9 protein-coding genes are annotated in these 11936 nt (G+C 47.4%); 4 read left to right on the top strand and 5 right to left on the bottom strand.

Annotation, left to right across the window (positions count from 1 at the left end; translation table 11 throughout):
* Positions 1-3: 3 nt before the first annotated feature.
* From DWX33_RS05635 to DWX33_RS05625, 3 genes are read right to left on the bottom strand one after another with little or no spacing between them, the layout of a single operon-like run.
* Positions 4-1314: a TolC family protein gene (locus tag DWX33_RS05635; protein ID WP_122380000.1), complete on the bottom strand. Its 1311-nt coding sequence runs from the start codon at positions 1312-1314 to the stop codon at positions 4-6.
* A gap of 10 nt (positions 1315-1324) precedes the next feature.
* Positions 1325-4366 (bottom strand): efflux RND transporter permease subunit, encoded by a 3042-nt coding sequence (locus DWX33_RS05630; RefSeq protein ID WP_122379999.1) that lies wholly within the window; start codon positions 4364-4366, stop codon positions 1325-1327.
* A 5-nt stretch (positions 4367-4371) separates the two neighbouring features.
* Complete coding sequence (locus DWX33_RS05625) at positions 4372-5412, bottom strand: efflux RND transporter periplasmic adaptor subunit (protein ID WP_008772386.1); 1041 nt, start codon at positions 5410-5412, stop codon at positions 4372-4374.
* 283 nt (positions 5413-5695) lie between these two features.
* Between DWX33_RS05625 and DWX33_RS05620 the strand changes: the two genes are divergently transcribed.
* Genes DWX33_RS05620 through DWX33_RS05610 form a run of 3 tightly spaced genes read left to right on the top strand, consistent with a single transcriptional unit; the run spans position 5696 to position 7490 of the window.
* On the top strand, positions 5696-6286 hold the full coding sequence (locus DWX33_RS05620) for a thymidine kinase (RefSeq protein WP_122379998.1): 591 nt from the start codon (positions 5696-5698) through the stop codon (positions 6284-6286).
* Positions 6287-6335: 49 nt separating this feature from the next.
* Positions 6336-7082 (top strand): 23S rRNA (guanosine(2251)-2'-O)-methyltransferase RlmB, encoded by a 747-nt coding sequence (rlmB, locus tag DWX33_RS05615; protein WP_008779732.1) that lies wholly within the window; start codon positions 6336-6338, stop codon positions 7080-7082.
* Positions 7083-7109: 27 nt separating this feature from the next.
* Complete coding sequence (locus DWX33_RS05610; RefSeq protein WP_122379997.1) at positions 7110-7490, top strand: RidA family protein; 381 nt, start codon at positions 7110-7112, stop codon at positions 7488-7490.
* 126 nt (positions 7491-7616) lie between these two features.
* Here DWX33_RS05610 and DWX33_RS05605 read toward each other — a convergent pair whose 3' ends face one another.
* Positions 7617-9467: a YgiQ family radical SAM protein gene (locus DWX33_RS05605; protein ID WP_121960744.1), complete on the bottom strand. Its 1851-nt coding sequence runs from the start codon at positions 9465-9467 to the stop codon at positions 7617-7619.
* Positions 9468-9621: 154 nt separating this feature from the next.
* Between DWX33_RS05605 and DWX33_RS05600 the strand changes: the two genes are divergently transcribed.
* Positions 9622-10623: a malate dehydrogenase gene (locus tag DWX33_RS05600; protein WP_005862899.1), complete on the top strand. Its 1002-nt coding sequence runs from the start codon at positions 9622-9624 to the stop codon at positions 10621-10623.
* An 84-nt stretch (positions 10624-10707) separates the two neighbouring features.
* Here the strand turns inward: DWX33_RS05600 and DWX33_RS05595 are convergent, their stop codons facing one another.
* On the bottom strand, positions 10708-11862 hold the full coding sequence (locus DWX33_RS05595) for a carboxymuconolactone decarboxylase family protein (protein ID WP_122380051.1): 1155 nt from the start codon (positions 11860-11862) through the stop codon (positions 10708-10710).
* Positions 11863-11936: the final 74 nt, after the last annotated feature.

Here is an 11936-nt window from a genome sequence, read left to right as displayed (position 1 = left end):
GACCTATTCTTTTTCGCGAAGATAATAAATTGCCCGTTCGAAATCCGTCTTCGCCATCTGTGCGTTTAGTTTGGATTGTATATAATTAACCTGAGCTTGCTGATGATATAGTTGAGCGTTGATAACCTCGACGATGGAAACATTCCCCTCCTTATAACGCTCCATGGCCATTTGTTCACTTTCGGATGCTTTTGATAATGAGCTCTCGGTTAGTTTGACTTTATCGATAGCTTGCTTATAGTTGTAATGGGCGGTTTGTATTTCCAGCCGGATCTTATCTTGCGCCTTGCTGAGATTCTGTTGAGCCATATGGATGGCGTACGAGGAAGCGTTGCGGTTACTCTTACGTTTTCCCCATTCGAAGAGCGGGATACTGAGCTTGGCGTAGATCGCATAGTTCGGATCTAGTTCGGATTTGAAGTTATATCCCGGTGAGGAATAACTTCCATCTACTCCAATATGGAATTGGGGTAAGAAACGGGCATCCGCTATTTTCCGGGATGATTCCTGTAACTCGATCTTGTTTTGGGCGATCCGGTATTCCGGCCTGCTGGTTATCGCATTATCTATCTCATCCGATAAAGGGATAAATTGTTTGAGGGCGATTACGGAATGATCGATCGGCAAGGTATCGCTCGGGTTTACACCAGCGAAAGAATTAAGGGCTAAACGTGCGATCTCGGCGTTATCACGAGTTTGCAATAACTGTAAATCCGCGTCGTTTAGTTTTACCTCTGCCATAAGAAGATCGTTTCGATCGATATATTCGACTTCTACCCGGTGGTGTACGACATCCACTAGTTGCTGTATAGATGTACGAAATGCCTGTGCCACGAAAACCAGCTCGTGTTGGGCTACTGCGTTCCAATAGTAGATATCGGCGTCGTGTAGGGTATTGCTTTTTATACGATTGGATTCATTGGATGCCAACTCTTTTTCTTGTTTCGCTTTTTGGTAGTTAGCACGAAGGCCGCCTCCGGTATAAATAGGTTGTGATAGGGAGAGAGTCGCCCCATATTTCAGATCTTTACCTTGAAAATAAAGGGGGGAACTCATAGATGGCAAATCAATCGATAATTCTAGCGGATTACCGGTATAATTGAAATTACCTCCCGCCGAGAGTTTCGGTTTGAAATCCGCACGGGCCGATTTGATCATTTCCTGCTTCATGGCCTCGTTGTATCCCGCTGCTTTCAAGTCTTGGTTGTATTCCAAGACTTTTTCCCTATATTGCGCTTGATAATCGCTGTTTTGTGCGATTAACGGGAAGGATAGGAAGGATAAGAGACCGCTGATAATATATACTTTGTCCATTTTTAATCGTTTATTTGTGAGGTGAATGAATCCGGTAAAACAATGCGTATAACGTCGGGGTTACGAATAACGTAAGTAAGGTGGCGAAGGTGAGTCCGAAGATAATAGTCGCCGCCATTCCACCGAACGCTACGTCGAAAAGTAAAGGCACCATTCCTAGAATAGTCGTGGTAGCCGCCATCAAGACCGGACGAGTCCTTGAGATGGTTGCCTCTATGATCGAGTCGTATGGAGAGATACCGTTACGACGTTGCGTGTTAATCTCGTCTAATAATACGATTACGTTTTTGATAATCATACCCAAGAGCCCCAACCATCCGGCGATCGGGAAAAAGCCGAAATCGAACCCGGTAAGTAACATACCGATCGCTACCCCGATCAGGGAGAGAGGGAGCACGCAAAGGATGATTATCGGTTGACGGAAATTGGAGAATAAAGCGACCAATATAACGACCAACATCAAGAAAGCCAACGGAAAGAATTTGACAAGGGCTTGCAATCCCTCCGTCTGGTCTTTGTATTGTGAATCCCAGAAGAAGCTATATCCTTCGGGCAGGTTCATCCGCTCGATCTCTTCCCGGATCTCACCGTGTACCTCGGACATAGTGTAACCGTTTTTCACGCCGCACATCGCTGCCATAGACAATTGCCGGTTGTAGGTCCTGATCTGCGGATATTCCCATGCGGAGGTTACCTGTCGGGTTACTTGCGACAAGGGCGCGGATTTCTCTCCGTTCCACACCGAGAAATCACCTAATGAACGGGGGTCGTTGATCCCGCTCGTCTCCGATTTCAATAAGACCGGAACTTTCTTTTCCTCATCCCGGTAAATCCCGATAACCGCACCTTCCTCGATGGATTTGACGGATTCCATCAAATGAGCCTTGGTGATACCTAAGGAACCGGCTTTTACCGGATCGTATGCCGGGCGTATCATATAGGTCATATTACCCCATTCATTCCGGGCATCGGTTACTTTCGGGTTCCTTCGCATAATGTCGATAGCTACTCCAGCCAAAGAGTCCAATACCGCCGGGTCCGGCCCGAGGAAACGGGCTTCTATCAAGGCTTCCGTAAGCGGGCTCAGCTCAAACTTATTCACCTTGATGAGCGGTTCCGGATATTTTAAGCGAATAGAGTCTTGTAGCAAGGCATGCAATTCCCGGGCCTCTCCGGATGTCTTACATTTTACCAATAATTGGGCATAGTTTGGTTGGGGACCGAAGCTAACGTTCGATAGATAATAACGGGGCGGTGTCCGTCCGATATAAGAGGAAACCATTTCCGTCTGCGAATATTCTTGGATGGATTCGGCCATATCGGTAGCGTATCGATCGGTTTCCTCGATGGCTGTACCTTCCGGTAGCCACATATCTAAAGTGAAATACTGCTTATCGAGCGAGGGCACGAACACTTTCGGGATAAACTGGAAACTCCATGCGGAGATAACCAATAGAACGGATAAGATACCTACTGTAGCGTATCGGTATTTGATGACAAGGCGTAGGGAAGACCGAAAATAATCATAGTATTTTCCGGAGAATAATTCCCCTGTTAACTCTTCCGGTCTGGGGCGCCGTACAAACTCTTGGATGAAGAATGGGGTTTGCGTAAGCGCGAACACCCAGCTGAACATCAAGGATACTCCGATCACGATCACTAAGGATGAAAGTAATTCGCCCGTGATATGCGGTGAATAGTAAATGGGCAAGAACGTGAGGATCGCGATAGCCGTAGCCGCCAGTAGAGGCAGGGCGGTGGATGAGCAAGCCCTCATGATTGCGATACGTTTGCGCATGTCTCGTTGCATATTTACCAAGGCAGAGTCCGATACTACGATGGCGTTATCTACCAACATACCCATCGCGATGATGATAGCGGCAAGAGACATTCGTTGCAAGGCGATCCCGTTGGCGAACATGACAATTAAAGTGGCGAAGATAGAGAAAACCAATCCGCTACCGATCAAAAGGCCGTTTTTGAAACCGATAAAGAACAATAAGATCGCTACTACGGTCACGACGGAGATGATCAAGTTTAAGATAAATCCTTGGTTGGCCACGGCGGACTCATATCCTTGGTCGTATATGGAGGTGAGCTCAAAACCCTTGGGCATGGTCTCCGAAAATGATTGAATACGCTTTTTCACGGCCTTGGCCATATCGACCACGTTCCCGGTCGGTACGGTAGAGATAGCGATACCGACCGCTTGCTTGTTATTGATGCGCATGAAGTTTTGGGGCGGAGTCTGGTAACTCTCCTCAATGCGGGCGATATCGCCTAGCCGGAAATGTTCGCCGGAATGAGATACGATCGTAAGGTTACGGATATCATCCAAGGAGTAAAAATTACCGGTGGATTCGATACGTATGCGAGTCTCCCCGTTGCGAATACTCCCGGCGTCTACCACTTTATTCTGTCCGTCGAACGCCCGTTTGATATCAGCTGTCGTAATACCCCGATTGGATAAGATCGTGGGGTTTATCCGGATATCGATTACGGGAGTTTGTATGCCGTAGATCTCTACCTTTGCCACGTCTTTTACTTTCAGTAAATCGTCTTTGATCAGTTTGGCTTGATCCTCCAGTTCCCGATAGGTATAAGATTCTCCGGTCAATCCGTAGAAAACACCCAATACATCGCCAAAATCATCATTGACGATGGAGGTTCCCGCTCCGGAAGGTAATTTGCCTTGTACGTCGTTTACCTTTCGGCGTAGTTTATCCCATAACTGCTGCATCTCGTCGGCCCGGATTTCCTTTTTCACGTAGACCGTGATCTTGGAAAGTCCAGCCCGGTTCTCTGTCTTCAGATAGTATAACTCGCCTAAGGATTGAATGGCTTCTTCCAGCACATCCGTCACTTGGGACTGAACTTCCGAGGGGGAGGCGCCGGGATAAGGGGTAAGTACCAAGGCTTGCTTGATCGTAAACGGGGCATCTTCCAGTTTTCCCATCTTTGCGTAAGAGAACACTCCCCCTGCCAAGATCAGGACTAGCAGGAGCCATGTAACCGCTTTGTTTTTCAGGAAATATTTGATGAATTTTTGCATCTTACTTATTTTTGGATGGTTACGGTACTATTTTCGGAAAGGAAACGTTGCCTTGTCAATACGACAAGGTCATTTTCCGTGATTCCTTCCACGATCTCTATCTGGTTATTTCTTTGCTCACCGAGTTTGACGGGAACGGAGTTTACCTTGTCTCCTTTGACCACCCATACATAATCTCCTTTTTGGGGGCGATGGCAGATAGCCGTTAAGGGAAGCCATAGATTTTGAGACCGCTCTTCTTTGGGTAGGTCGATCGAGAGGATTCCACTCATTCCGCCCAGCCACTCCATATCTGGATTTGGGACAATGGCGGTCAGCAGATAAGAGAGGTTATTGTTTGTCGTACTTTTAGACACATATAAATCGGAAGGGGTGATTGTCCGTTCGGGAGCCGTATCGAAATGGATTCCTATTTGACATAGCTTCTGTTTTTCTTTATCATATAAGTGTAAGGCGACTTCCTCTGGTATATAGGTCTCGATCTTGAGCCTGTCCAGTTCTATGAAGGTAAGGATTGGCTCGGTCGCTTTCACGTCTTGGAAAGGTTCGATATGGATATTTTGGATATATCCGTCGTAAGGGGCGGACAGATGGGTATCGCTTAGGGCGTTGACGGCGGTCTCGTAATTGGATTTGGCAACAAGGAAATCCGCTTTCGCCTTCTCATAATTACTTCCGGAGATGTTATTCTTTTTGTAAAGGGCCTCGATCCGTTTATACTCTTGGTTGGTTTGCGAATAGAGCGCCTCTGTTTGCTGCTTGCGAATCAAGAAGTCACGGTTATCGATCGAGAGGATCGTGCTGCCTTTGGAGAACGCTTGTCCGGGCCGTAAGTCGAAATTCAAGACGGGGCCATTGATGCGGAAAGATAGGACCGTCTCATTGTAGGGCCTTGATAAAAAGGTGTATTCACGACTTCTGCCGATCTCTGTCTTTTTTATTGGAGAGATCACCTCGACAGGTAAGTTCGTGCCTTCGGACTTTGTGTTCTTTTGGCATGCCGATAAAAGGATGCCCAGAAGCAGGATGTATGAAATTCTTCTCATAAGATATACCTAGTTATTTGTTACCGGGCAAAAATAGAGGCAATGGATGAAGGAATAAGGCGGATTTTTACTGAACCGGAAGATACCGTCGCTCAACTGGAAAATAGACCGGCCCAACCTTAATTTATAACGAGGCGGACGATGGATGCCTTATACCGTGTATCACTATAGGCAATGCCCACTGCAACGCCTGTGCAGTGACAATTAGAACCGATGATACGGTGAGTAAACTTCCGCGGTTCCGCTTTTTTATGTACTTTTGCCGGCAAAAAAGGAGAAAGTAATGACATTGCCTTCAGAAGAACATATATTCCAGTATCCGGGACAAGGGCGGATCGAGGTGATTTGCGGTTCCATGTTTTCCGGTAAGACGGAGGAGCTTATCCGCCGTTTGAAACGGGCTAAATTCGCCAAGCAGCGGGTGGAGATTTTCAAGCCTGCGATCGATACCCGTTATTCGCAGGATAACGTGGTCTCGCACGATAGTAATTCGATTCCTTCTACTCCGGTGGATTCTTCCTCCAGTATCCTATTGTTCACTTCCGAGATCGATGTGGTGGGGATAGACGAGGCCCAGTTTTTCGATGAGGGATTGGTAAACGTGTGCAATCAATTGGCCGCTAACGGTATCCGGGTGATCGTGGCTGGGTTGGACATGGACTATAAGGGAGTTCCTTTCGGTCCTATGCCGGAGCTATGCGCTATTGCCGATGAGGTGACGAAAGTGCATGCCATCTGCGTGAAATGCGGACGTTTGGCTTACGTGTCCCATCGTATCGTGGGAAATGATAAACGGGTGCTCTTAGGGGAACAATCCGAATACGAGCCTTTATGCCGGGAATGTTATGCGAAGGCCGAAGGCTTGAAGAATTGATTATTTATCCCTACATTTGTGAAATTAATAGTTTTGCGTTATATAAAGTATGAAAGAAAACGAGATGGTGTTCGGCATTCGTGCCGTGATTGAGGCTATACAGGCTGATAAGGAGGTAGATAAGATCCTTGTGAAAAGGGATTTACAAGGGGATCTATCCAAAGAGTTATTTGAGGTACTGAGAGGCCGTGAGATACCGGTACAACGTGTTCCGGCTGAACGCTTGGATCGTTTGACTCGAAAGAATCATCAGGGGGTGATCGCTTTTATGTCGGCGGTTACCTACCAGAGCTTGGAAGATATCATTCCTTTTGTGTATGAGCAAGGAAAAGATCCTTTCATCGTATTGCTGGATGGGGTTACGGACGTGCGTAATTTCGGCGCTATTGCCCGTACCTGCGAGTGTGCGGGAGTCGATACGATCGTGATTCCGGCAAAAGGAAGCGTTTCGGTAAACGCCGACGCGATCAAGACCTCTGCCGGTGCCTTGCATGTATTGCCGGTTTGTAAGGAGAAGAGTATCAACCAAGCGATCCGTTTCTTGCAGCAAAGCGGGGTGAAGGTATTTGCCGCCAGCGAGAAAGCGGCGGAGAATTATACGGCGGTGAAGTATGAAGGACCGGTAGCGATCGTGATGGGAGCGGAAGATACGGGTGTGTCTCCGGAGAACTTGCGCATCTGCGATAATATGGTAAAGATTCCGCAATTCGGAACGATCGGTTCCTTGAATGTGTCCGTAGCCACTTCCATTTTGGTGTACGAGGTGGTTCGCCAACGTATGAACGAGCAACAATAATAATATGTATATAAACTAAAGAAGAAAATGAAGAAAGTTATCGCTACAAAAAACGCTCCCGCCGCTATCGGTCCGTATAGCCAAGCGATGCAAGTAGGCAATATGCTGTTCGCTTCCGGACAGCTGGGTATCGATCCTGCTACGGGACTTTTCGTTGAGGGATCCGTAAAGGAACAAACCGCCCAAGCGTTCAAGAATGTTCACGCTATCTTGGCAGAGGCAGGTTATAGCATCAATGATGTCGTAAAAACAACCGTATTTTTAGCGGATATGGGCGACTTCGCCGTTATGAACGAGGTATACGCCTCTCAGTTCGAAGGTGCGTTTCCCGCACGTTCGGCGGTAGCCGTTAAGACACTGCCGAAGAATGGTTTGGTAGAGATCGAGGTGATCGCCGTGAAAGAATAATCATAAGGAATAACGAGAGTAGTCTCATCACTTGTCGAGACTACTCTCGTTATCCATCAAGACTACTCCCGTGATACGATGCGACTACTCTCGTAATTCATCGATACAGCTAATCTCAAAAGCCTATTATCTTCTTTTTCTGGGAGCGGGATTCATGTCACCCCTCTGTCCGAATAATTTCTCAATCAAATCCTTTCGTCCCATCTTTTGCAATACTTGCATGATCTGACGGCGTGACTCGGGTTTATACCAGAAGAAGAACTGGCGTTGTGCCAACTTTTGTTCTTTTGAGCGGGCCGTATATACTTTCTCCAACGTATAAGGATGATATCCGGTATAATACATCTCCGTAGCCAATGTCATCGGCGTAGGCGTGAAGTCTTGTACTTGCTCCAACTGGAAATGCAAGCTCTTGGTGATCACTGCCAGTTCCGCCATATCCGCCTCGGTACATCCCGGATGGCTGGAAATGAAATAGGGGATGAGTTGCTGGTTCAACCCGTATTGCCGGTTTACCTTATCGAATATCTTCTTGAACTGTCCGAATTGCGAGAAAGACGGTTTACGCATTTGTTTCAACACCTCGTCTTGCGTATGCTCCGGGGCCACTTTCAAACGGCCGGATACGTGGCGGGCGATTAATTCCTCGGTATAGGTTTGAGCTGCCTTGTTTAAAGACTCATCCGCATAACGGTGCAATAAGAGGTCATAGCGTACGCCGCTTCCGATAAACGATTTCTTGATCCCGGGAAGTCTATCTACCGCTTTGTAGATATCCAGTAGCGGCGTATGGTCCGCGTTCAAGTTCTTGCAAACGACGGGGGAGATGCAAGACGGTTTCTTGCATTTGGCGCAAATCCGCTCATCTTTCCCCTTCATACGGTACATATTGGCGGAAGGGCCTCCCAAATCGCTTAGATATCCCTTGAAATCCGGCATTTCGGTAATCGCTTTCACTTCCTTCAAGATCGATTCCTTGCTTCGGGAGGCGATGAACTTCCCTTGATGCGCCGATATGGTACAGAACGCACATCCTCCGAAACAACCCCGGTGGATATTCACCGAGAACTTGATCATCTCGAAAGCCGGTATCACTTTCCCTTTATATTTGGGATGCGGCAAGCGGGTGTAGGGAAGGTCGTAGGAGGCATCTATCTCCGCTTCCGTCATTGGAGGGAAGGGAGGATTCACCACAATCACTTGCTTTCCTACCTTTTGCAAGATACGTGAGGCATTGTATTTGTTGGATTCCTCTTCGATATGCCGGAAATTCTTCGCTTGTTTCAATTTATCTTTTAGGCATTCCTCGTGTGAGAAGAGCACGATATCATCGTCTTTCGCATCCTCTTTGTCTGCCAGATAAACCGTTTGGCGGATGTCCTTGATCTCGTTGAAAGGAATGCCGGACTTTAGGCGGCGCACCAACTCCTTGATCGGCTTCTCGCCCATGCCGTAAATCAATAAATCGGCCGGGCTACTGGCAAGGATTCCCGGTAATAGCTTATCTTGCCAATAATCGTAATGCGTAAGCCGGCGCAATGAGGCCTCGATGCTACCCAATACGACGGGGACATCCGGATACAATTCTTTCAGTATTTTAGTATAGACGATGCTCGGATAGTCCGGACGCATTCCCGGACGTTGGTCCGGCGTATAGGCGTCGTCGCTGCGTAATCGCTTATTGGCAGTATAATGGTTGATCATTGAATCCATGGCACCGGCGGATACACCGAAGAAAAGCCGGGGAACGCCCAGCTTCTTGAAATCCCGGTAATCTCCCCGCCAATCCGGTTGCGGTACGATCGCTACCCGTAATCCTTCCGCTTCCAATACACGACCGATCACGGCCGCCCCGAAAGAGGGGTGATCCACATAGGCGTCTCCTGAGAAAAGGATCACGTCGAGGTAATCCCATCCCCGTGCCTCGACTTCTTTCTTCGTTGTGGGCAACCAATTGTCTAGTTTAAATGTTTTCATAATACAAAGGTACGTGATAATCTTGGAATAATCATAGAGACGCTATTCATAACTTTTATTTATGGGGGATTCGTTTTTATGATTAGGACAAGAGTTCTCAATCTCGTATCTTTGTGTCGAAAAGAAAAATAAACATTTAAAAACAAGGTTTCTTATGAAAACACTCACAGACGAGAAGCTGACGATTGTCGGCGCAGCAGGTATGATCGGTTCTAATATGGCACAGACCGCTATTATGATGGGACTAACTTCCAACATTTGTTTGTACGACCCTTACGCACCGGGTTTGGAGGGAGTTGCTGAGGAATTATTCCATTGTGGTTTCGAGGGTGTAAACATCACTTTTACCTCAGACATCAAGGAGGCTTTGACTGGCGCTAAATATATCGTTAACTCCGGTGGTGCCGCAAGAAAGGCAGGTATGACCCGTGAGGATCTCCTAAAAGGAAACGCCGCTATCGCCGAGGAGTTCGGCAAGAACGTAAAGGCTTATTGCCCGGACGTAAAGCATATCGTGGTTATCTTTAACCCGGCGGATATTACCGGTTTGATTACCTTATTGTATTCCGGCTTGAAACCTTCTCAGGTTACGACGTTGGCCGCATTGGATTCTACTCGTTTACGCAGTGAGTTGGCAAAACATTTCGGTATCTCTATGGATCAGGTTGAGAATTGCCGTACGTATGGTGGCCATGGCGAGCAAATGGCTGTTTTCGCCTCTACCGCTAAAGTGGATGGTAAACCTTTAACTGAGCTTATCGGTACGGATGCCTTGACGAAAGATCAATGGGCGGAGATACAGACAAAGGTTACGAAGGGTGGCGCGAACATTATCGCCTTGCGTGGCCGTTCTTCCTTCCAAAGCCCATCGTATGTATCTATCGAGATGATCGCTGCGGCAATGGGTGGTAAACCGTTCCGTTGGCCGGCTGGCGCTTATGTATCAAACGGTAAGTTCGATCATATCATGATGGCTTGGGAGACCTCGATTACGAAAGACGGCGTAACGTTGAAAGAGGTGCATGGTACACCGGAAGAAGAGGCTGCCTTGGAGAAGAGCTACAAGCACCTTTGCGCTTTACGTGACGAGGTGATCGCTATGGGCGTGCTTCCCGCTATTTCCGAATGGCATAAATTGAATCCGAATATCAAATGATCGAATAACAAGTAATTTAGATTTTCATGGATATATGGAATCCCCGCTTAGATGGCTTCGTGCCGGAAAGCGGGGATTCTTGTTTTATTTTATCTTTAGTCCGGGGATCAGGGGCGTGCTATCTACCAGTTCCAACTCTTGCACCATCTGTAATGTTCCTTGTTTGTATTTCTGGAAATGGGGCGTTTGGATATGGCTTTTATAAGCGTCTTGATCCGCGTAAATCTCTAGGATGGTTACTTTATGCGGATGTTCTTTCTCCGATACGGCATACAGTGTAAGAACACCCGGCTCTAGACGCATGGAAGCCTCGATCTCTTCTTTCAGAAAGGCGTTATAACGCTCCAACTGGGCGGGATCGACCGTGATCTTGGATAGGCGGACTAAGTTCTTCTCAGGGGCGGGCTGAGAGGATTCCTTAATGATCTTCAACGCTTTGATAGCGGAAGGGAAGCCGATATAAGGAAGACATTGTATAACCGCCGCCGTTAAGGTCTCCTTGCTATTGCCGGCCAGTAAGTTCCCTTCGAGATGCGAGTGTAGTTGGCTTTCGGCTTCAAGGGTCGTTAGTATGCAATAAGCCAGTAACTCCCGGGTTTTGAGGTCTAGCCCGTTGCGAGTATAGATATCTCCGAAGCAGAATTCGGTGAGGAATCGCTCTACTTCCGGACCCATATTTCCCGGGACGTTCCTCATGGCCTCTTTGATTCCCTCGCCGTAAAGCCGGCTTTGTATGGCTTGTCCTTTCTCGTGGCGATCTTCTTCCGTAACGGTAGCTTGTCTCTCCAGAGGCAAAGCGATGCCTTGTTGCTTAAAGACTTCATTGATGGTATTTAAGGCATTCAATGTCTTCGGGAAACCGATGAACGGGACACATAGATATATTGCCTCCCGTAGCTCGATGGGAGTGACGCCTACGTTTAGCGCCGCTTTGGCGTGGGCGTTCAGTTGGGGCAAGGTTTGCATCGTGGCTAATATGGTGCAAGTGATAAGCTCCCGGGTCTTTTTATCAAGATCTCCTGTGCGGAATACCTCCCCGAAGATGAATTTCTGGAGAATGTCCATCATTTCCGGATCTGTTCCTTGTCCGGTCAATGCCTCGCCTCCGAATAGCTCGGTGTAATTCTTTTTACAGCGTTCGATTCTGTCCATATTTTGTTCTGTTTTAGAAGTTGGGATATCTTGTGCGAAGGCTGGTATGAAGCCTAGCAGGAAGAGTACGATTACTTTTGTTTTCATGAGGATATCGTTATTGTTTGACATCACAAAGATATTCGGATTTATCTCAAGTATATGTATATATATTACGGATC

It is taken from the genome of Parabacteroides sp. AF19-14 (assembly GCF_003635485.1).
Classification (GTDB): Bacteria; Bacteroidota; Bacteroidia; order Bacteroidales; family Tannerellaceae; genus Parabacteroides; species Parabacteroides distasonis.
This window is presented reverse-complemented; position numbering and strand designations above follow the sequence as displayed.

Bases quoted from the DNA above. Each gene is read 5' to 3' on its own strand.
- DWX33_RS05635 (WP_122380000.1), bottom strand. From the start codon at position 1,314: ATGGACAAAGTATATATTATCAGCGGTCTCTTATCCTTCCTATCCTTC.
- DWX33_RS05630 (WP_122379999.1), bottom strand. From the start codon at position 4,366: ATGCAAAAATTCATCAAATATTTCCTGAAAAACAAAGCGGTTACATGG.
- DWX33_RS05625 (WP_008772386.1), bottom strand. From the start codon at position 5,412: ATGAGAAGAATTTCATACATCCTGCTTCTGGGCATCCTTTTATCGGCA.
- DWX33_RS05620 (WP_122379998.1), top strand. From the start codon at position 5,696: ATGACATTGCCTTCAGAAGAACATATATTCCAGTATCCGGGACAAGGG.
- rlmB (WP_008779732.1), top strand. From the start codon at position 6,336: ATGAAAGAAAACGAGATGGTGTTCGGCATTCGTGCCGTGATTGAGGCT.
- DWX33_RS05610 (WP_122379997.1), top strand. From the start codon at position 7,110: ATGAAGAAAGTTATCGCTACAAAAAACGCTCCCGCCGCTATCGGTCCG.
- DWX33_RS05605 (WP_121960744.1), bottom strand. From the start codon at position 9,467: ATGAAAACATTTAAACTAGACAATTGGTTGCCCACAACGAAGAAAGAA.
- DWX33_RS05600 (WP_005862899.1), top strand. From the start codon at position 9,622: ATGAAAACACTCACAGACGAGAAGCTGACGATTGTCGGCGCAGCAGGT.
- DWX33_RS05595 (WP_122380051.1), bottom strand. From the start codon at position 11,862: ATGAAAACAAAAGTAATCGTACTCTTCCTGCTAGGCTTCATACCAGCC.